Raw genomic sequence first — 20164 nt, 5'->3', positions numbered from 1 at the left:
GACACAGATGAGCACACCTGCCTATCCGATGACCCGGGCAACAGGTTGTCCGTTCGACCCGCCACCACAACTGCGTGACCTGCAAGAGGAGGCGCCGCTGGTCAAGGTGAACATCTTCGGCAAGGACGCCTGGCTGATCACGCGGTACGACGACCAGCGCAAGCTGCTCGCCGATCCGCGGCTGAGTTCCGACGTACGCACACCCGGCTACCCGAGCCCGACCGGCGAACCGCCGCGCAAGGACGGGGTCGGGATCGGGTTCATCCTGATGGACGACCCGGAACACGCGCGGCTGCGGCGGATGGTGACCGCGCCGTTCATGATCAAGCGCATCGAGGCGATGCGGCCCGGAATCCAGAAGATCGTCGACGGGCTGATCGACGACCTGCTCGCCGGACCGAAGCCGGTCGACCTGGTGGAGGCGTTCGCGCTGCCGGTGCCGTCGCTGGTGATCTGCCAGTTGCTCGGCGTTCCGTACGCGGACCACGGCCTGTTCCAGCACAACAGCAAGACGCTGATCCGGATGTCGGCGACGCCCGAGGAGCGGGCGGAGGCGCACGGCAACCTCGCGACGTACCTGGACAACCTGGTCGGCGAGAAGCTGGAGAACCCGGGCGACGACCTGCTCTCCGGACTGACCGAACGGGTCAAGGCCGGCGAGCTGACCCGGCAGGACGCGGCCGGGATGGGCGTACTGCTGCTGATCGCCGGTCACGAGACCACCGCGAACATGATTGCCCTCGGCACCCTTGCACTGCTGGAGAATCCGGAGCAGCTCGCGGTACTGCGTGACACCGACGACCCGAAGGTGGTGGCGAGCGCGGTCGAGGAGCTCCTGCGGTACCTGAACATCACGCACAACGGCCGGCGGCGCGCGGTGGTCGAGGACCTGGAGCTGCACGGCCAGGTGATCAAGGCCGGCGAGGGTGTCATCTTCCCGAACGACATCGGGAACCGGGACCCGTCGGTGTTCACCGATCCGGATGCGCTCGACCTGAGTCGGGACGCGCGGCGGCATGTTGCGTTCGGGTTCGGGGTGCATCAGTGCCTGGGGCAACCGTTGGCGCGACTAGAGCTGCAGATCGTGTACAGCACGCTGTACCGGCGGATCCCGTCGTTGCGCCGGGCCGTACCGCTGGACGAGATCCCGTTCAAGCACGACGGCGCTGTGTACGGCGTCTACTCGCTTCCCGTGACCTGGTGAAAGGACCCGTTATGAAGATCACCGTCGACCAGGACAGGTGCGTTGCCTCCGGTCAGTGCGTGACCGCCGCCGCCGACGTCTTCGACCAGCGCGACGAGGACGGCGTCGTCGTCCTCCTCACCGACAACCCGCCCACCGAACTCGCCACCGACATCCACCAGGCAGCCGCCGTCTGCCCAGCCCTGGCGATCGTCGTCGAGGACTGACTGTCTTCTTCTACAGTTCGGGGTATGACGGCTGAGTTCCGGATCGCGATCCCCGAGGTCGAGGTCGCGGACCTGCGCGAGCGGTTGGCGCGGGTCCGTTGGCCTCGGCAACTACCCGGAGGCGGCTGGACGCGTGGCGTTCCGGTGGCCTATCTGCAGCGAGTCGCCGAGCGCTGGGCGACGTACGACTGGCGCTCGTGGGAAGCGCGGCTCAACGAGTTCCCGCAGTACACAACGGAGCTCGACGGGCAGACGGTGCACTATCTGCACGTACGCTCGCCGGAGCCGGATGCATTGCCGTTGGTGCTGACGCACGGCTGGCCCGGTTCGGTGACCGAGTTCCTGGACGTGATCGGCCCACTCACCGATCCGGCGGCGTACGGCGGGGATCGACGCGACGCATTCCACGTCGTGGCGCCGTCCGTTCCCGGGCACGGGTTCTCGCTGCCGTTGACGGACGGGTGGGGTCATGCGCGGATCGCCCGGGCCTGGGTCGAGCTTATGCATCGCCTCGGGTACGAGCGGTACGGCGCGCAGGGCGGTGATACGGGGTCGGTTGTGTCTCCGCTTGTGGGGCAGGAGGATCCGGAGCATGTGGTCGGCGTACATATCAACGGCGGACTCGCGTACCCGGAGTTGGAGCCGGGTGATGTGGAGCGGTTGAGCGATGTCGAGCGTGAGCGGCTTGCGGCGGCCGATCGGCTGCGCGCGGTCGGGACCGGGTACGCCGAGCTGCAGGGGACTCGTCCGCAGACGGTGTCGTTCGGGCTGAGTGACTCACCGGTCGGGCAGTTGGCGTGGGTACTGGAGAAGTTCTGGGAGTGGACCGATCCGGCTCGTGCGATACCCGAGGATGCTGTCGCCCTGGACCATCTGCTGACGGACGTGTCGATCTACTGGTTCACCAACACCAGCGCCACCTCCGCCAACCTGTACTACGAGAACCGGCAGAGCGTCGACGTCCTCCGGCCGGGAGTGCCGACCGGCGTGGCAGTCTTCCCGACCGATCCCGCGATCCGCCGGGTGCTGGACCGCCGGCACCGCATCATCCACTGGTCCGAGTTCACCCGAGGCGGTCACTTCGCAGCCCTCGAAACTCCCGACCTCCTCGTCCAGGACATCCGCACGTTCTTCCGGCTGGTTCGGTAGGTGGGCTGGGGTTTTGAAGGTCAGGAGGGCGCCGTCGCGGTCGGGGGTTGCGTTGGGCCAGCGGCGGCGGAGCATGCGGAGTGAGCGGTCGTTGGCGGCGCTGACGACGAAGAGGAAGTGGGTGGCGCCGGCGGCGATCGCGTCCGCGGCGGCGATGGAGAGCATCCGGACGCCGAGGCCGCGGCGCTGGTCGTCTTCGGCGATCACGGCCGCGAGCTCGGCGGTGGTTTCGCCGGGCGCCCAGGCCCACATGGCGTGCCCGACGATCGCGGCGCCGCGGGTGGCGACGAAGGCGGCGCCGGTCGGGCACAGCAACCGCAGCAGCAGTGCGGCGCGCGGCGGCGACCCGATCGCGGTCTGGAACCGGAAGTAGCGGCTGAGGTCGGTCAGCCCGGTGAGCATCCTGGCCAGCTCGTCCGCGTCGGGTTCGCCGGCGCGACGGACGAGTGGCGGTCCCGTCTGAGTCTGGTTCACGGATTCAGCCTTCCTGGCTTGGCTGAGTCTGTCAAGCGGACTTATCATGAGCGGTATGGATGCGGCGGTGCAGGAACAGATCCCGGAAGCGATGAACTGGTCCACGGAGAACTGCACGATCTCCCGGACGATGGAGATCCTCGGTGACAAGTGGACTTTTCACGTACTGCGCGAGCTCTTCGTCGGTGTCCGCCGGTTCGAGGACATCCGGTCCCGGGCCGGGATCCCGCGCCAGGTGCTGACCGAGCGGCTCGCGGCGCTGATCGAGCGCGGCCTGATCCGCCGGCATCCGTACCGGCTGCCCGGCCAGCGGGAGCGCTCGGAGTACCGGCTGACGCAGGCCGGTCTCGACCTCTACCCGGTGCTCGTCGCGATGCTCCAGTGGGCCGACCAGTACCTGCCCCTCGACGCCGGTCCGCCGCTCGTTCCACAGCATCGCGGCGACTGCGGCGAGCGCGTGTCGGTCGTGCTGCAGTGCGAGTGCGGTCATGAGCCCACGCCGCGAGAGGTTGCCTTCCGCCCCGGCCCCGGCGCGCAGCGGCGTTAGAGCAGGTCGTCGTCGAGACGCTCGATCGCGCGCCGGAGCAGGGCTTCGGTTTCGCGCGGCTGGGCGGCGGTGATCGAGACCGCGTCCATCGTGACGACGTACGTGTCGAGCTCGTCGCGCTTGTCGAGGTAGACGGCACTGGTCAGGTGCTCGACGTAGACGATGTCGGGAAGGTCGGAGTCGTTGAACCGGAGCAGCGTGAACGCGCCGCCGGTCGCAGTGTAGCCGCCGTTCCTGAACGGGATGATCTGCAGCGTCACGTTGTGCCGGCGCGAGGCCTCGATCAGGAACTCCAGCTGCGCGCGCAGGATCGCCGGGCTGCCGATCGGGCGACTCAGCACCGCCTCGTCCAGGACCGCCCACAGCCGTGCAGGTCGTTGCCGCGTCAGGACCTCCTGGCGGCTCATTCGCAGTGCCACCAGGCGATCCACCTCGTCGGCCGGTAGCGGCATGTCCTGCCGGCCGAGCTGGATGCTGGCCCGCGCGTACTCCGGTGTCTGCAGCAACCCCGGGACGAACTGCAGCTCGAAGGTACGGATCAGGTCGGCGGCCATCTCCAGGCCCAGATAGTCGTGGAACCAGTCCGGCGTCACGTCGTCGTACCGCTGCCACCAGCCGGGGTCGTTCGCCTGCCGGGCCATGGTGAGCAAACGTTCGCGTTCGGCCTCGTCGTCGAGCTTGTAGAACGTCAGCAGGTCGTCGACATCGCGCACCTTGAAGCTGACCCGGCCGAGCTCGAGCCGACTGATCTTGGACTCGGAACCGCGGATCTCCCAGGCGGCCTGGGTCCGGCTGATACCGGCCGCCTCACGCAGGCGGCGCAGGTGTGTGCCGAGGATGATGCGCTGAGCGGTCGGGCCGCTGGACGCCCCCGGCTCTGTCACCTCTGACCTCCCAGCAGCGGTGTTGCGATGTACAACAGTAGATCTTTTCATAACAGATCGTGAGTATGTCCACCCACACCGCCGATACGGTGTGTTCAGTACGCCGCACTCTCGGTAGAGTCGGCCGGACCAGACTTCCCGATTGCTCTCTGCGAGGTTCACTGATGGTCGATGCGGCCAAGGCCCCAAGCTCGAACCCGGTCGGCGTCGACACTTCCCGGGCCAGTATCGCCCGAGTGTACGACGCGTTCCTGGGCGGCAAGGACAACTTCGAGGTCGACCGCGAGGTACTGCGCGGGGTCCAGGCCGCGGCGCCGCAGGCCCAGGACCTGGCCCGGTCGAACCGGAACTTCCTGATCCGCGCCTGCCGGTTCCTGGCCGGCCAGGCCGGTATGACGCAGTACCTCGACTGCGGGTCGGGCCTGCCGACCGCCGAGAACACCCACCAGGTCGTGCAGCGCATCCAGCCCGAGGCCAAGGTGCTCTACATCGACAACGACCCGGTGGTGCTCGCGCACGGCCGCGCGCTGCTCGAGGAGAACGAGAACACGCGGTTCGTCAGCGCCGACATCTTCGAGCCGGAACAGGTGCTGGCCCTGGAGGAGGTGCGTACCTTCCTCGACTTCAGCGAGCCGATCGCCGTGATCCAGAACGGCACTCTGCACCACTACATCGGTACCGAGGGCGCGCAGATCATGCAGACGTACGTCGACGCCGTGGTTCCCGGGTCGTACACAGTCGTCTCGCACTTCTTCAACCCGGAGACGCCGGAGCATTCCGAGGTCGCCCGGAGGATGGAAGACAAGTTCATCCACAGCCCGATGGGCAGTGGCAGGTTCCGCACTCGCGCGGAACTGATGGCGTTCTTCCCCGACCAGGAGCTGATCGAGCCGGGCCTGGTGCTCTGCGACGACTGGTGGCCGGACGGCCCGCGGATCACGCCGCTGAACCAGGTGGAGGAGTGCATCGTCGGAGCGGTCGGCCGCAAGGTCTGAGCCTCGCGAGTTGCCCGGAGCACCTGTTGCTTCGGGCAACTTTTTTGCGGGATTGCTCAGACGTGCTCGGAGACGAGCGTGGCGGCGGTGTTCTCCTCGAGCGCCTGGAACAGGTGTGGGAGGTCGCCGGGGTACGCGACGTAGTCGCCGGGCAGCAGTTCGACGGGGTCGTCGGTCGGGCCGACGAGGGCGCGGCCGGTGCTGAGGATGACGTGCTCGACGACGCCGGGCATGTGCGGGTCGGACTTCCGGGCGGGGCCGGGGGAGGCGACGATCCGGTAGAGGTCGCGGCGAGCGTTCGGCGGGCTCGATGCGACCAGCGTGGCGCTGTAGTCGGCCCGGTCGGAGTAGATCGCCGGGCCCTCTCCGGCGCGGATGATCTGCACCTTCGGGCGCGGCGGGTCGACCAGCGCGGAGAACGGGGTGTCGAGCGCGACCGCGAGCGCCCAGAGGGTCTCCACGCTCGGGTTGCCGGTGCCCGACTCCAGTTGCGAGAGCGTCGACTTGGCCACGCCGGCGCGCTTGGCCGCCTCGGTCAGCGACAGGCCCGCGCGGGCGCGGTGCCGGCGCAGGGACGCTGCGATCACGTCGAGTGGGGCCCGGTTGTCCATCGGTCGTTCGCTCCATCGGTCTGATTGTTCGGCTTGACGAACAGGTCATGCGCTGTTCACTATAGTGCCCATGCGTTCGATCTGGCGAACACTCGACCGGGGCCTGGCCCGCGACATTGCGCTCGTGTGCCTGGCCGACGGCGTCGTGGGGCTGTCGTACGGGGCGATCAGTGTCGGCGGCGGGCTGCCGCTGTGGGTGCCGGTGCTGCTGTCGATCGTGGTGTTCGCGGGCGCGTCGCAGTTCCTGTTCGTCGGGATCGTCGCGGCCGGCGGGAGTCCGATCGCGGCGATGATCGCGGGCCTGCTCGTGAACAGCCGGCACGTCGCGTTCGGCCTCGCGGTCAGCGACGTGATCGGCCGCGGGTGGCGGCGGTGGCCGGGCAGCCACGTGATGACCGATGAGAACGTCGCGTTCGCGATGGGGCAGGACGAGTTGGAGCAGCGGAGGGCGGCGTACTGGGCCGGCGGCGTCGGCATCTTCGTCTGCTGGAACATCGGCGTCGTGCTCGGTGGTCTGGCCGGTTCGGTCATCACGGACACGGACGTCTTCGGGTTGGACGCCGCGTTCCCGGCGGTTCTGCTGGCGCTGGTCCTTCCGGCGTTACGCGATCGGAGGACGCGTACGGCGGCATTGGTCGGCGTACTGGTTGCGCTGGCCGCAACGCCCTTCCTGCCGGCCGGTCTGCCGGTCCTGCTCGCATTGGTCGGAGTGGTGTTCTACCGGGCGGACAAGCCCGCGATGGAGGTGGCCCGATGACGAACACGCCGCTGCTGCTCGTCGGCATCGCAGTACTTGCCGTCGGCACCTTTTCGATGCGGTTCGCGGGGCCGGCGTTGCGGAGCCGGTTCGAGGTGCCCGAGCGGGCGCAGCAGTTGCTCGCCGCAGCCGCGATCGTGCTGCTGTCCGCGTTGGTTGCCACGTCCGCGCTGACCGAGGGGCACGGTCCGGCCGGGATCGCGCGACCTGCTGGGGTGCTCGTGGGCGGTGTGCTTGCGTGGCGGAAGGTGCCGTTCGTCCTGGTTGTCGTGGCTGCTGCTGCGACTGCGGCCGGCTTGCGGCTGCTCGGCGTGCCCTGAGAGCAGATAGCGTGCTGCCATGAGCATGCCGGGGATGTCCGTAGCGCCGAAGAAGCCGATCCTGCAGCTCGCGGGGATCGCGTGCCTGGTGGTCGGCGTCCTGCTGGCCGGGTTCTTCGTCTGGCGGATCGTCCAGACCGCGCCACGGACGCCGCAGCCGATCGACAACGGCACGGTCCACCTGAGCGAGGAGGGCCTGACGATCTACTCGTCCGTCCCGGTGCTGGCGCCCCCGTGCAAGGTGCAGGATGCGGACGGCAACGACGTACCGACCAAGCGACCAGGTGGGTCGGAGACGATCACGGTCAACGGCAACAGCTGGTACGTGGTGGCCCGCTCGGCCGAGCCGGTGCCGGCCGGCGACTACAGCATCTCCTGCACCGACGACGAGACCAGCGCGACGTACGCCGCCGGGCCGAAGTTCTCGGTCGTCGCGTTCGTGGTGTCGATCCTCGGCACGATCTTCTCGCTGCTGATCTTCATCGGCCTCGGCGTCACGCTCCTCACCGTCGGCATCGTCCGCAAGAACCGCCGCAACCGCCCCACCAACACCTTCCCCGGCCCGCCCGCCAATCCCTACCAGCCGCCCAACTCCCCGAACCCCACCCACACCTTCCCAACGCCCCCGCCCTACAACCCAGGCCCCAACCCGAACCGCCCCCAGGACCACTGACCGCTGCCTGGACGCCGAACCTCGGCGTCTGTACTGAGTTGTCTGTTTGGATGGGTTCATGGATCTGCAGTGGAGTGGGTGCCGGAATGTTCGGGATGTTGGTGGGTTGCCGACGGTTGACGGGCGGGAGACGCGGGCGGGCGTGCTGATTCGGTCCGAGAGTCTGCAGTACCTGACTCCGGACGGGGTCGAGGCGGTGCGGCGGTCCGGGGTGAGCCGGATCCTCGACCTGCGCGGCGACGACGAGGTGGCGCAGGCCCCGACCCCGTTCACCGGCACGCCGCTGGCGGTCCGGCAGTCGCTGCAGGATCCGGCCGACCCGCAGCACGGGCAGCCGACCATCATCGAGGCCTGTACGTGGATGCTCGACAAGCGCCCGGAGCTGTTCGCGGCTGCGGTGAAGGCGATCGCCGACGAGCCGGACGGCGCGGTCGTCGTGCATTGCCACGGCGGCAAGGACCGGACCGGGATGATCGTCGCGCTGGCGCTGAGCATCGCCGGCGTACCGGAGGAAGAAATCGTCGCGGACTACTACCTGACCCAGTCGCGGCTCGCGATCTGGCTCGAGGAGCAGTTGGCCGCGGAGCCCGACGTCTCGAAGCATCCGGAGCTGGTCGAGTTCCGCGACACGCGGGCCGAGTCGATCGTCGCGATCCTGCGGCATCTGGACACCACGTACGGCGGTCCGGAGGCATACCTGCGGCACGGTGGTCTTACCAACGACGACCTTGCGCGGCTGAGAGCCCGCCTGGTCGGCTGACCTGCATCACCCCCGAGCCGCGGAGCACAGTACATTAACGCAATGCCGACCGCCGCAGTGCTGAAGGCCGCACCTCCGGCGCGGCAGATCCTGGCGCCTTGGTTCCCGGCGTTCCCTCGTCGCTCCGGTCGCTGCGCTCCCTCCGCTCCTCGGTCCAGGCCGGGGGCCCCATGACCGGGCCGACCGGTAGCGAGCCGACCGATCCAGCGGCGCTGGCCGAACGCTACGGACTCAGCAGGAGTTCGACCCGACCGCCGCTCGGGTCCTATCTGCACGAGTTGTGGAGCCGCCGCCAGTTCGTCGTCAGCTACGCCACCGCGCGTACGTACGCCATGTACGCCGGCGCGCGGCTCGGCTCGATCTGGCAGGTCCTGACCCCGCTGCTGAACGCCGCGGTGTACTACCTGGCGTTCGGCGTCCTGCTCGGGACCAAGAACGGAATCGACAACTACGTGGCGTTCCTGCTCAGCGGGATCTTCGTGTTCACGTTCACCCAGCGCTGCATGACCGAGGGGTCCCGCTCGCTTGCGCTGAACCTCTCGCTGATCCGCACGCTGCATTTTCCGCGCGCGACGCTGCCGCTCGCGTACGTACTGAACGAACTCCAGCAGATGCTGGTCTCGCTCGTGATCCTGTTCGCGGTCGTCGGGTTCACCGACGGTCCCGCCTGGCGCTGGCTGCTCGTCGTACCGGCGATGCTGCTGCAGGTGATGTTCAACATCGGGATCACGCTGGTCTTCGCCCGGATCGGTACGTTCGTCTCGGACGTCACGCAGTTGCTGCCGTTCGTCACCCGCACCTGGTTGTACGCGTCCGGCATCTTCTTCTCGCTGCCGGCCAAGCTGGCCCAGGTCGACGCGCCCGGCTGGCTGACCCAGGTGCTCGCGTTCAACCCGATCTCGGCGTACATCGACATCATCCGCCGGTCACTGCTGTCCGAGCACAAGGCGAACGAGCTGCCGCACGCCTGGGCGATCGCGATCGTCTGGTCGTTCGTGATGCTCGGCGCCGGGTTCTGGTACTTCTGGCGGGCGGAGGACCGATATGGGCGGGGCTGACGTGGGAGTGGAGCCGACGGTGATCGCCGACCGCCTGGACATCATCTACAAGGTGATCGCGGGCCAGGGCGGGAAGGGCACCGCGGCGACCGCGTTCCGGCGGATCCTGAACCGCCAGGACCGGCCGACGATCCGCGAGGTGCACGCGGTCAAGAGCGTCAGCTTCACGGCGTACAAGGGCGACGCGATCGGCGTCATCGGCCGCAACGGCTCGGGCAAGTCGACGATGCTGCGCGCGATCGCCGGCCTGCTCCCGCCCGCGGCCGGAGCCGTGTACACCGGCGGCCGCCCGTCGCTGCTCGGCGTCAACGCCGCGATGATGAACGACCTCACCGGCGACCGGAACGTGGTCCTCGGCTGTCTCGCGATGGGCATGTCGACGGCCGAGATCCAGCGCCGGTACGACGAGATCGTGGAGTTCTCCGGGATCGGCGACTTCATCGACCTGCCGATGTCGACGTACTCCTCCGGCATGGCGGCCCGTCTGAAGTTCGCGATCGCCTCGGCCAAGACGCACGACATCCTGCTCGTCGACGAAGCCCTCGCCACCGGCGACGCAGAGTTCCGAGTCCGCTCCGAACGCAAGATCAAAGAACTCCGCGACCAGGCCGGCACCGTCTTCCTGGTCAGCCACAGCCTCGACGTAGTCCAGGAAACCTGCAACCGAGCCCTCTGGCTCGACGCCGGCGAACTAAAACAAGACGGCCCCGTAGAAGAAGTAATAGCCGCCTACATAAAATCCACCCGCCCCAGCTAGCCCCACCCGCCCCGGCTGGCCCTACCCGCGCCGGCTGGCCCTACCCGCGCCGGCTGGCCCGACCCGCGCCGGCTGGCCCGACCCGCGCCGGCTGGCCCGACCCGCCCCGGCTGGCCCCACGCGCCCCAGCTGCCCCCACCCCACCCGAGCTGGCCCCGCCGCCCCGGCTAGCCGCCTCCCGCCCCGGCTAAACCCCACACCAGTGGATATCCGCCGGCGTTGAGGGTTCTCCACCGGTATTGGAGCGAAGGACCCTCCAGGTGGGTGGATATCCACTCGTGCGGGGGTTGTCCACAGATGTGTGGATCAGGGGCCCGGGCGGTGCGGGGTTCGTGGATGCTTGGGAGGTGAATGGACGACTGAGGGTGATCGCGCAGGGGCAGGGTGGGGTCTTCAGTCGGGCCCAGGCTCTTGCCAGTGGCTGCACCCACGATCAGATCGCGCGCCTTCTACGCGCCGGCAGCTGGGAACAAGTCCGGCGCGGTCAGTACGCCGAGGCGCTCGACCTGACGGCGTTACCGGCCTGGGACCGCGTCCGGCTGACGCACCTCCGGCAGGTGCACGCCGTGGTGAACGCGATGCGCCCGGGCTCCGTCGCCGTCAGCCATCAATCGGCGATGGCCCTGCACGGCCTGCCGATCTGGGGCCTCGACCTCCGCCGCGTACACGTCACCCGTGTGGACGGGCGATCCGGTGGTGTCGTCGCCGGAGTACAACATCATCTCGGAGCGCTGACCGACGCCGACCTGACCGTCGTCAACGGGCGGCTCGTGACCAGCGTTGCGCGGGCGACCCTCGAATCCGCGTGCGCTGCGCCGTTCGAGGTCGCGGTGGTCGGTATCGACGCTGCGCTGCGCGCGGGGCAGCTCGGGGAGAACGAGGTACGGCGGCTGCGGTCCGTGATGGCGTTCTGGCCCGGATCCGCTACGGCTCGGGCGGCGCTGCGGTTCGGAGACGGGCTTTCCGAGTCGGTCGGTGAGTCGCGGCTGCGGGTACTGATGTACCAGCACGGACTGCCGCGACCTCGGCTGCAGACCGAGTTCTACGATCGGTTCGGGCTGATCGGCCGGGTCGACTTCGACTTCGACGAGTACGAGTCGGTGGTCGAGTTCGACGGTGCTGTGAAGTACGGCGGTGGATCGCCCGAGGTCCTGATCCGCGAGAAGCGGCGTGAGGACCGCCTCCGCGCCATCGGCCGCACGGTGATCCGTACCGACTGGTCCGACTTCAACCACCCCGCGGAACTCGCCGCGAGCATCCTCAACACCCTGCACCACCACCGCCGCCGAGCCTGACCCCGCCGCCGAGCCTGACCCCGCCGCGCCCGCCTGCCGCGGCGCCCGCCCGCCGTCCCCGGGATGGCGCGGGAGTCCGCTAAGGGTGGATATCCATCCGTAGCAGGGGGTCTTCGCTCGCGTACCAGTGGAGAACCCCCAAGACGAGTGGATATCCGCTCGTCTTGGAGGGGGCGGGGCGAGGGGCGCGGGGCCGAGGGGGGCTGGGGAGGGACGAGGGCGGGGAGGGACGAGGGCGGGGAGGGGGCGGAGGCGGGGAGGGGGGTGTTAGACCGCCTTGGGGTGTTCTCGGAGGCCTATTAGGAAGCCTAGGCCCCAGGAGACGTGCATGGTGGCGCAGACGAGGGGCATCCAGGCCAGGGCTTTCCAGGGGAGGTAGCGGCCTTCCATGGCGGAGCCGAAGATCAGGAGCAGGGCGTAGCCGAGGGGTGCGATGAAGCCCAGGTCGAGCCAGCTGATGCCGGTGGCGAGGCCGATGATGCCGAGGATGGTGCCGACGGCGAGGCCGATCACGGCGACCGGGGGCGCCAGGTACCGCTTGCTGGCGGTCTCGGGGTGCCGGCGGATCACCTCGCGGCGCCACTGGCCGGTGTGGAAGAACTGCTTGGCCACCGCGGACAGCGACGAGCGGGGCCGGTACGTGACGGAGAGGTCCGGGGTGAACCAGATCAGCCCGCCGGTCTTGCGGATCCGGTAGTTCAGCTCCCAGTCCTGGGCGCGGTGCATGGTCTCGTCGAACCCGCCGACCCGCTCCAGCGCGGCCCGCCGGAACACGCCGAGGTACACGGTGTCGGCCGGACCGGCCTTGCCGCCCTGGTGGAACGTGGAGGCACCCAGACCCAGCCGCGAGCGGTACGCACACGCGACCGCCATCTCCGTCGGGGTCCGGCCCTCGGCCGCCATCACGCCGCCGACGTTGTCCGCGCCGCTCTCGTCCAGCACCTCGACCGCGCGGGTGATGTACCCGTCGGTGAGCGCGCCGTGACCGTCCACCCGGACCAGGATGTCGTGCTTGGCGTGCGCGATCCCGACGTTCAGCGCGGCCGGGGTCTTGCCGGTCGGGTTCGGGACGATGGTGATCCGGTGGTCCTTCTCGGCCAGCTTGTCCGCGATCTCCTCGGTCCGGTCCTTGCTCGGACCGATCGCCAGCACGACCTCCAGTACGCCCGGATAGTCCTGGTCGAGAACGCGGCCGACCGCCTCCTCGAGGTGGCGTTCCTCGTTCAGCACGGGCATCACGACGGACACGGGTGGCCAGTGGGACAGCGGCATATCAGGTCAGGCCTTACAGATCGATGCGACGTCGTCGACGCCGGTGGCGGGTGTGGTCGGGGAGCTGGTCGGCTTCTTGCTCGGCTTCTTCGTACTGTTGCTGCCAGTGTTACTGCTCTTCGTACTGCTGCTACTCGGTTTGCTCGTGCTACTCGGAGTGGTCGAGGTCTTACCGTCTCCTCCTGAGCCGCCCTTGTCCAGCGATTCGGACTTCGCGATCGCCTCCGCGACCTTGGTCTTGATCAGCGCGAAGTCCGGGTCGCCGGTGTGGATCAACGGCGGGACCGCGGAGAAGCTTGACACCGGCAGCTTCTTCGCGTCCAGCGCGAGGTCCGTGAAGGTACCGAGTTCACCGGCCGGGATGCTCGTCTTGACCACCTCTTTACTGGCCGAGGCGATTCCCTGGAACTTGGTCAGGACCGTCGACGGCGACAGCTGGTTCAGCATCGCGGACATCACGCACTTCTGCCGCGCCATCCGCTCGTAGTCCGACGACTCGGCGCGGGAGCGGGCGAACCAGAGCGCGTGGTACCCGTCCAGGTGCTGGTTCTTGCCGGCCTCGATGTAACCCTTGATCGGGGAGCTGCCGCCGCCGATCGGCACCCGCTTGCCGATGTCGAGCGTGATCCCGCCGACCGCGTTCAGCAGGTCGCGGAAGCCGGCCAGGTCGATCAGCACGTAGTAGTTGAGCTTCAGCCCGGTGACCTCCGAGACGGCCTGCATGGTCGCGGTCTCACCGGGGTTCGGGTCGCCGGGGAACAGGTTCTTGTGGTTGGCGGCGTAGGTGTAGACCGCGTTCAGCAGGCACTCGGCGGCGCACTTGTTCCACTTGAAGCCGTCCGGGAACTGCTTCGCCATCGCCGTACCGGCGGGGAACGGGACCTTGGCCAGGTTCCGCGGGAGGCCGATCAGGACGGTCCGGCCGGTGTCCGCGTCGACGCTCGCGACGGTCACGCTGTCCGGCCGGGTGCCGATCCGGTCCGCACCGGAGTCGCCGCCCATCAGCAGTACGTTGTAGCGGCCCTTCTCGGCCTTCGACTTCTGCCCGCTGCCGAACACGCTGGCGACGAAGTCGCGCTGGGTGTTCACGATCACGCTGGCGTAGATCAGCGCGAAGACGACCACGAAGATCATCACGCCGTCGAGGATGCTCGTCGTCAGCCGGTGGTTGCGCTCCAGCATCAGCGGCTGACCGAGCCGGTACGCGTCCACGAACAGCGCCGCCCAGCCGACCGCGAGCACGATCAGCAGGACCTGTACGAGCCGCAGCGTCCCCGGCCGGGCCAGGAAGTTGATCGTCCCGGAGCGCCAGACCAGGCCGAGCAGGATCAGGAAGATGACGATCGCGACCAGGCCGGCGACCACTCGCCAGGCCCAGCGTCCGGCCTTCCGGCTGCCTGCGACGATCTGCGCGGATCCCGGCAGGACCAGCGTCATCAGCAGCAGCGTCAGCGCTCGCTTGAACCGGACCGGCTCGCGGAGAGTGCGCAGGTCGGGTTTCTCCTGCGGCATGTCTTCCTTCCGTTCTCCGTCCAGGTCTGTTTCCGACCGTACCTTGTCGTTTGTCATCACCTGGTACGACGTGCCGGTGGTGCCGATGGTTCGAGACCGGGCGGATCCGGAGACGAAGAGTAGCAGTCTCGACACGGAGCGCAGGAAAACCCCTGCGTCGACCCTGTGGACAGCCGGTTTCACGCAACTGTGATGGAGAGAGGCTGGTGGATGCGTTACGAAGTCCTCCAAGTACAACCAGTGAGGAAACCGCCCCCATGAAACTCTTCCGTACGCTCCTGGCCGCCACCGCGGTCGCGACCACCACCCTCCTCGGCGCCTCAGCGGCTCAGGCGGCACAAGCGGCACAAGCGGCCGCGCCGGGTGCCGACTTCACCGGGATCGCCGCGCTCAGCAACTGCTCCGCGTCCCTCGTCCGGTACGCCGAGTCCGTCGACACCGACAAGGCCCTCGTACTCACCAACGGCCACTGCTACGAGGGCGGGTTCCTGCAGCCCGGCCAGGTCCTGGTGAACAAGGCGTCGACCCGGTCGATCACGCTGCTGAACCCGGACGCGAGCCGGGCCGGCACCGTCCGCGCCGACAAGATCCTGTTCGGCACCATGACCAAGACCGACCTGATCGTGTACGAGGTGAACGAGACGTACGCGTCGATCAAGGACCGGCTGAACGTCACCCCGCTGACGCTCGCCAAGCAGGCCCCGGACAACGGCACCGGGATGGCGGTCGTGTCCGGTTACTGGGAGCGGATCTACACCTGCTCGGTGCAGGCCACTATCCCGGAACTGCGCGAGGGTGACTGGACCTGGCAGAACTCGATCAAGTACCAGCAGCCCGGCTGCGAGACGATCGGCGGCACGTCGGGATCGCCCGTGGTCAGCACCTCCAGCGGCGAGATGATCGGCATCAACAACACCGGCAACGAGGACGGCGAGCGCTGCACCGTCAACAACCCGTGCGAGGTGGACGCCGACGGCAACGTGACGGTCGACCAGGGCGCGGCGTACGGCGAGCAGACCTGGTGGCTCTACACCTGCCTGACCACGGACCGGGCGATCGACCTCAACAAGTCCGGCTGCGAACTTCCGAAACCGGCCCGTCACCACTGACCTTGCTCTAACACGAGGTAACGATGGCCTGCGGGGTGACGCAGACCACTTGGTTATCAGGTAACGTCCCCCCGCATGGCAGTCGACTCCGCTACTGACCGCGTCCCCACGACCAGTTGGCCGAGCCCGTTCGGAGTACGGACGCGGCTCGTCGCGTCCAGTGCGCTGATGCTGTTCGTCGAACTCGCGCTGATCCGCTGGACCGGCTCGAACGTCGTGCATCTCAGCTACTTCTCGAACTTCGTACTCCTCGGCTCGTTCCTCGGGATCGGGATCGGCGTGCTGCGCTCCGGCCGCGCGAAGCGGCTGCCGTACTACTCGCCGATCATGCTCGGCCTGCTCGTCCTGGTGATCGCGTGGAAGCCGGTCACGGTCAACCGCGGCACGTCGTCGAGCGTCATCTACTTCACCAGCCTGAACACCACCGGGCCGCCGGTCTGGGTGATCCTGCCGATCATCTTCGTCGCGGTCGCCGTGGTGCTGGCCGGTCCGGCCGAGCTGGTCGGGCGATGCTTCGCGCACCTCCCGCGCCTGACGGCGTACCGGTTCGACCTGGTCGGAAGCCTGATCGGCATCGTCACGTTCACCGCGCTGTCGTTCCTCGGTGCGCCGCCGATCTGGTGGGGCCTGATCGTCGCGGTGATGTTCGGGGTGCTGATGATCCCGCGGACCGCGACCGCGCCGGGCAAGCGCGTGGTCGCCACCGCGCTGAGTGCGGCGATGGTGCTCACCCCGCTGATCGTGATGCTCGGCGTGCTGTTCCACGAGTCGACGAAGGCCGACAACAGTTGGTCGCCGTACTACAAGGTGCAGACCAAGCAGTACACGTTCGAGGGCGTCCCGCTGCTCACGATCACCGTGAACGGCGTACCGCACCAGCAGGCGATTCCCGCGGACGCGCGGCTGCAGTGGGAGCCGCAGTACGGGCTGCCGTACGAGCGCGCCGCCACCGGCAAGACGCCGAAGAACGTACTGATCATCGGCGCCGGTTCTGGCTCCGACGTCGCGATCGCGCTGAAGAAGGGCGCGACGCACGTGGACGCGGTCGAGATCGACCCGCGGATCCGGGACCTCGGCAAGCAACTGCACCCGGACCACCCGTACCAGGACCCGCGGGTGACGTCGCACATCGACGACGGGCGGGCGTTCCTGTCCCGGACGAAGACCAAGTACGACATGATCCTGCTCGCGCTGCCGGACTCGCTGACCCTGGTCAACGGGGCGAGCTCGCTGCGGCTGGAGAGCTACCTGTTCACCAAGCAGGCGTTCGAGTCCGCGCGGGACCACCTGAATCCGGGTGGCGCGTTCGCGATGTACAACTACTACCGCGAGACCTGGCTGATCGACCGGCTGGCGTCGACGGCGCAGGAGGCCTTCGGGCACAAGCCGTGCGTGGACAAGGTCGGCGACGGCCTGCAGCAGGCGGTCGTCACGGTCGGCCTCACCGAGCAGGACCAGAACTGTGCGGCCGAGTGGGCCGGGGCGAGCGAGATCACGCCGCCGCCCGCGACCGACAACCGCCCGTTCCTGTACCTGTTCACCGACCGGATCCCGTCGCTGTACCTGGTCACCCTCGGGCTGATCCTGGTCGCCGGCCTGATCGGCGTGGGCATCGCCGGCGGCGGCTCGTCGTACCGGCGGATGCGTCCGTACGCGGACCTGTTCCTGCTCGGCGCGGGCTTCATGCTGCTCGAGACCAAGAGCATCACCGGCTTCGCGTTGCTGTTCGGTACGACCTGGGTGGTGAACGCGATCGTGTTCGCCGGCGTACTGGTGGCGGTGCTGGCCGCGGTCGAAGTGACCAGACGGTTCAAGACACCACCGATCAAGGTGATGTTCGCGGTGCTGTTCGGCGGGCTCGCGCTGTCGTGGATCTTCCCGGACAGCTGGCTGCTCGGGATGCCGGTCGGGTTGCGGGCGGTCGTCGCCGTACTGATCGCGTTCACGCCGATCTTCGCCGCGAACGTGATCTTCGCGAAACGGTTCACCGACACCGAGGACGGTACGGCGTCGTTCGGCGCCAACCTGCTCGGCGCGATGCTCGGCGGCTGCCTGGAGTACGCCGCGCTGATCATCGGCTACCACGGCCTGCTGATCATCGCTGCGCTCCTGTACGTCGGGGCGTTCATCCTCACGCCCAAACTCAGAGCCGCGACCAAGTGAATGACCTGACCGAGTACTACCGCGAGCGTGCCGAGGAGTACGACGCGGTCTACGACAAGCCGGAACGGCAAGAGGACCTGGCCCGGCTGCGGTCCCTCCTGCCGCCTCTGATCGCGGGGCGCACGGTGCTGGAAGTTGCCGCAGGCACCGGTTATTGGACGACGGCGCTCGCGGCCACGGCAGAGTCGGTGGTGGCGACGGACTTCAGCGAGGAGCCGTTGGCCGTCGCGCGGACCAGGTCGTACCAGGCCGACGTTCGATTTCAGACTGCGGACGCGTACGACCTCGGGGCGGTCGGGGGGCGGTTCGACGCGATCTTCGCCGGGTTCTTCTGGTCGCACGTGCCGCGGACCGACGTACGCCGGTTCGCCCAGGGGCTGCGCGACCGGGTCGAGCCGGGTGGGCTGGTGATCTTTGCGGACAACCGGTACGTGGAGGGCAGCAACCATCCGATCACGCGGACCAGTGCGCACGGCGACACGTACCAGACGCGGCAACTGTCCGACGGGCGGACGTTCGAGGTGCTGAAGAACTTCCCGACCCGCGAGCAGTTCACCGCCGACGTGGCGCCGGGTGCCGTCGAGTGGACCGACCTGACGTACTTCTGGCTGGCAACCGTCTCCTGATTTGGTACGGGTTCGGCCCGTTCTGTGGGTCCTGGCGGGCGCCGGGTGGCAGGATCTGGGACATGACGTGGCTCGTGACTGGTGGTGCTGGGTACATCGGAGCGCATGTGGTGCGGGCGTTCCGCAACGACGGGATCGACGTGGTCGTGATCGACGACCTGTCGAGCGGGAAGGCCGAGTTCGTCCCGGACGGCGTGCCGTTCGTACGGGCGAACCTGCTGGACGGCGCGGCAGTGCGCTCGGCGCTCGACGGGGTCGACGGGGTGGTGCATCTGGCCGGGTTCAAGTACGCCGGGGTGTCGGTGGAGCGGCCGCTGCACACGTACACGCAGAACGTGACCGCGATGGTGTCGCTGCTCGAGGCGATGGCGGAGCAGTCGGTGCGGAACATCGTGTTCTCGTCGAGCGCCGGCGTGTACGGGACGCCTCGCGACGAGGTCGTCACGGAGGACACGGCGCCGGACCCGCAGTCGCCGTACGGCGAGTCGAAGCTGATCGGTGAGTGGCTGCTGCGCGACCAGGCGGCCGCCTCCGATCTCAATCACACCTCACTGCGGTACTTCAACGTTGTCGGCTCGGGCGATCCGACCGTGTACGACGCCAGCCCGTACAACCTGTTCCCGATCGTCTGCAACCTGCTGACGCAGGGAAAGACGCCGCAGATCTACGGCACCGACCACCCGACTCCCGACGGCACGTCGGTGAAGGACTACGTCCACGTGGCCGACCTGGCACGTGCGCACGTCGCCGCCGCCCGCGCACTCGAGTCCGGTAAGTCGCTGGAGCGCGTCTACAACCTGGGCAGCGGCACCGGTACGTCGGTGCGCGAAATCATGGACGCCGCCCGCCGCGTCACCGGCATCGACTTCACCCCCACCGAAGGCCCCCGCCGTCCCGGCGATCCGTCCCGAGTGGTGGCCGACGGCCAACTGGCCGCCCTCGACCTGGGCTGGGCCAACACCCACACGGTCGACCAGATGTTCGCGACCGCGTGGGAAGCCTGGCCGAAGGTCTAGTAGGCCTTCTTGTAGGCGCCGGACGTTGTCAGGTTGATGCTGCCGGGGCCGGTGAGGACGCCGCCTTCGACGGGGAGGGTGTGGCCGGTGATCCAGGAGGCGTCGTCGGAGGCCAGGAACGCGACGGCGGCGGCGATGTCTTCCGGTTCACCGACGCGGCCGAGCGGGTACATCTTCGCGAACTGCTCCAGCGTGTCCGGCTGGCTGTCCCAGTTCGGGGTCCGGATGGTGCCGGGGGCAACGACATTGAACCGGACACCGAGGTCGCCGTACCGGGCCGCGTAGTTCACGGTCAGCGCGATCTGGCCCGCTTTTGCGGCGGCGTACTCGATGTTGCCGAAGGCGGCGATCCCGTTCACCGAGCTGATCGTCACCACGTTGCCGCGGTTCTTGACCAACTGTGGGAGAGCCGCCTGGATGCAGCGCGAGGCGCCGACGAGCGTCAGGTCCAGTTGGGCGTGGAACTCCTCCGCGGTGGCGTCCTCCGGTGCCGACCGGACGATGCAGCCGCCGGCGTTGTTCACCACGACGTCCAGCCGGCCGAACCGCTCCACCGCGGCGGCGACTGCCGCGTCCACGTCGTCCCGGTTCGTCACGTCGACCCGCAGCGGCAACGCCTGCTCACCGATCGCGGCCGCGACCTCACCCGCCTTGTCCTGCTGGAGGTCGGTCACCACCACCGACGCGCCCTCGTCCGCCAGTCGCCGTGCGACCGCCGCCCCGATACCCTGCGCCGCCGCCGTCACCAGCGCGACCTTGCCCTCGAACCGCTGCAC

At 68.4% G+C, this 20164-nt stretch carries 21 protein-coding genes and 1 pseudogene; 16 read left to right on the top strand and 6 right to left on the bottom strand.

Annotation, left to right across the window (positions count from 1 at the left end):
- Positions 1-7 precede the first annotated feature (7 nt).
- The 3 genes from ACGFI6_RS06010 to ACGFI6_RS06000 are packed head-to-tail and all read left to right on the top strand — an operon-like array spanning position 8 to position 2559.
- Complete coding sequence (locus tag ACGFI6_RS06010; RefSeq protein WP_393115550.1) at positions 8-1204, top strand: cytochrome P450; 1197 nt, start codon at positions 8-10, stop codon at positions 1202-1204.
- A gap of 11 nt (positions 1205-1215) precedes the next feature.
- Entirely contained in the window at positions 1216-1410 is a 195-nt protein-coding gene (locus ACGFI6_RS06005) for a ferredoxin (protein WP_393115549.1), read from the top strand.
- A gap of 24 nt (positions 1411-1434) precedes the next feature.
- Positions 1435-2559, top strand: a complete 1125-nt coding sequence (locus tag ACGFI6_RS06000) for an epoxide hydrolase family protein (protein ID WP_393115548.1) — start codon at positions 1435-1437, stop codon at positions 2557-2559.
- A 126-nt stretch (positions 2560-2685) separates the two neighbouring features.
- Here the strand turns inward: ACGFI6_RS06000 and ACGFI6_RS05995 are convergent.
- Positions 2686-2961 (bottom strand): annotated as a pseudogene (locus ACGFI6_RS05995) (GNAT family N-acetyltransferase); the annotation flags it as partial.
- Between the two features lie 127 nt (positions 2962-3088).
- Between ACGFI6_RS05995 and ACGFI6_RS05990 the strand changes: the two are divergent.
- Positions 3089-3580 (top strand): winged helix-turn-helix transcriptional regulator, encoded by a 492-nt coding sequence (locus tag ACGFI6_RS05990; protein WP_393115547.1) that lies wholly within the window; start codon positions 3089-3091, stop codon positions 3578-3580.
- On the opposite strand, the gene ACGFI6_RS05985 is transcribed toward ACGFI6_RS05990, so the two are convergent.
- Positions 3577-4464 carry a helix-turn-helix domain-containing protein gene (locus tag ACGFI6_RS05985; protein ID WP_393115545.1) on the bottom strand — a complete coding sequence of 296 codons (888 nt, stop codon included), beginning with the start codon at positions 4462-4464 and terminating at the stop codon, positions 3577-3579. The two genes, ACGFI6_RS05990 and ACGFI6_RS05985, sit on opposite strands and share 4 nt — an antisense overlap.
- Before the next feature lie 164 nt (positions 4465-4628).
- Between ACGFI6_RS05985 and ACGFI6_RS05980 the strand changes: the two genes are divergently transcribed.
- The gene (locus tag ACGFI6_RS05980; protein WP_393115544.1) at positions 4629-5459 is read left to right on the top strand and encodes an SAM-dependent methyltransferase; all 831 of its coding nucleotides are present in this window, start codon (positions 4629-4631) and stop codon (positions 5457-5459) included.
- 56 nt (positions 5460-5515) lie between these two features.
- On the opposite strand, the gene ACGFI6_RS05975 is transcribed toward ACGFI6_RS05980, so the two are convergent.
- The gene (locus ACGFI6_RS05975) at positions 5516-6070 is read right to left on the bottom strand and encodes a helix-turn-helix domain-containing protein (protein ID WP_393115542.1); all 555 of its coding nucleotides are present in this window, start codon (positions 6068-6070) and stop codon (positions 5516-5518) included.
- A gap of 70 nt (positions 6071-6140) precedes the next feature.
- On the opposite strand from ACGFI6_RS05975, the gene ACGFI6_RS05970 reads away from it, so the two are divergent.
- The 7 genes from ACGFI6_RS05970 to ACGFI6_RS05940 all read left to right on the top strand — a co-directional run bounded on the left by ACGFI6_RS05970 (position 6141) and on the right by ACGFI6_RS05940 (position 11690).
- Positions 6141-6827 (top strand): AzlC family ABC transporter permease, encoded by a 687-nt coding sequence (locus ACGFI6_RS05970; RefSeq protein ID WP_393115541.1) that lies wholly within the window; start codon positions 6141-6143, stop codon positions 6825-6827.
- Entirely contained in the window at positions 6824-7147 is a 324-nt protein-coding gene (locus tag ACGFI6_RS05965; RefSeq protein ID WP_393115540.1) for an AzlD domain-containing protein, read from the top strand. Before ACGFI6_RS05970 ends, ACGFI6_RS05965 begins: the two co-directional genes overlap by 4 nt.
- A gap of 19 nt (positions 7148-7166) precedes the next feature.
- Positions 7167-7820 (top strand): hypothetical protein, encoded by a 654-nt coding sequence (locus tag ACGFI6_RS05960; protein WP_393115538.1) that lies wholly within the window; start codon positions 7167-7169, stop codon positions 7818-7820.
- A gap of 58 nt (positions 7821-7878) precedes the next feature.
- The gene (locus ACGFI6_RS05955; protein ID WP_393115537.1) at positions 7879-8580 is read left to right on the top strand and encodes a tyrosine-protein phosphatase; all 702 of its coding nucleotides are present in this window, start codon (positions 7879-7881) and stop codon (positions 8578-8580) included.
- A 170-nt stretch (positions 8581-8750) separates the two neighbouring features.
- Positions 8751-9638, top strand: a complete 888-nt coding sequence (locus ACGFI6_RS05950; protein ID WP_393115536.1) for an ABC transporter permease — start codon at positions 8751-8753, stop codon at positions 9636-9638.
- A 19-nt stretch (positions 9639-9657) separates the two neighbouring features.
- Positions 9658-10395, top strand: coding sequence for an ABC transporter ATP-binding protein (locus tag ACGFI6_RS05945; protein ID WP_393115535.1), 738 nt, complete (start codon positions 9658-9660; stop codon positions 10393-10395).
- A gap of 347 nt (positions 10396-10742) precedes the next feature.
- The gene (locus ACGFI6_RS05940; RefSeq protein ID WP_393115534.1) at positions 10743-11690 is read left to right on the top strand and encodes a type IV toxin-antitoxin system AbiEi family antitoxin domain-containing protein; all 948 of its coding nucleotides are present in this window, start codon (positions 10743-10745) and stop codon (positions 11688-11690) included.
- Positions 11691-11957: 267 nt separating this feature from the next.
- On the opposite strand, the gene ACGFI6_RS05935 is transcribed toward ACGFI6_RS05940, so the two are convergent.
- Positions 11958-12962, bottom strand: a complete 1005-nt coding sequence (locus tag ACGFI6_RS05935; protein ID WP_393115533.1) for a glycosyltransferase family 2 protein — start codon at positions 12960-12962, stop codon at positions 11958-11960.
- A 6-nt stretch (positions 12963-12968) separates the two neighbouring features.
- Positions 12969-14474 carry an LCP family protein gene (locus ACGFI6_RS05930; RefSeq protein ID WP_393115532.1) on the bottom strand — a complete coding sequence of 502 codons (1506 nt, stop codon included), beginning with the start codon at positions 14472-14474 and terminating at the stop codon, positions 12969-12971.
- 257 nt (positions 14475-14731) lie between these two features.
- On the opposite strand from ACGFI6_RS05930, the gene ACGFI6_RS05925 reads away from it, so the two are divergent.
- The 4 genes from ACGFI6_RS05925 to galE all read left to right on the top strand — a co-directional run bounded on the left by ACGFI6_RS05925 (position 14732) and on the right by galE (position 19388).
- The gene (locus tag ACGFI6_RS05925; RefSeq protein ID WP_393115530.1) at positions 14732-15583 is read left to right on the top strand and encodes a serine protease; all 852 of its coding nucleotides are present in this window, start codon (positions 14732-14734) and stop codon (positions 15581-15583) included.
- Positions 15584-15658: 75 nt separating this feature from the next.
- Entirely contained in the window at positions 15659-17746 is a 2088-nt protein-coding gene (locus ACGFI6_RS05920; protein ID WP_393115529.1) for a spermidine synthase, read from the top strand.
- Positions 17743-18372 carry a class I SAM-dependent methyltransferase gene (locus tag ACGFI6_RS05915; protein ID WP_393115528.1) on the top strand — a complete coding sequence of 210 codons (630 nt, stop codon included), beginning with the start codon at positions 17743-17745 and terminating at the stop codon, positions 18370-18372. The genes ACGFI6_RS05920 and ACGFI6_RS05915 overlap by 4 nt, the downstream gene beginning before the upstream one ends.
- A gap of 62 nt (positions 18373-18434) precedes the next feature.
- Complete coding sequence (galE, locus tag ACGFI6_RS05910; RefSeq protein WP_393115527.1) at positions 18435-19388, top strand: UDP-glucose 4-epimerase GalE; 954 nt, start codon at positions 18435-18437, stop codon at positions 19386-19388.
- Here galE and ACGFI6_RS05905 read toward each other — a convergent pair.
- Positions 19385-20164, bottom strand: coding sequence for an SDR family NAD(P)-dependent oxidoreductase (locus ACGFI6_RS05905; protein ID WP_393115526.1), 780 nt, complete (start codon positions 20162-20164; stop codon positions 19385-19387). The genes galE and ACGFI6_RS05905 overlap by 4 nt on opposite strands.

Origin of the sequence: Kribbella sp. NPDC048928 (genome assembly GCF_043197975.1) — a bacterium.
In the GTDB taxonomy this organism is placed as follows: domain Bacteria; phylum Actinomycetota; class Actinomycetes; order Propionibacteriales; family Kribbellaceae; genus Kribbella.
This window is presented reverse-complemented; position numbering and strand designations above follow the sequence as displayed.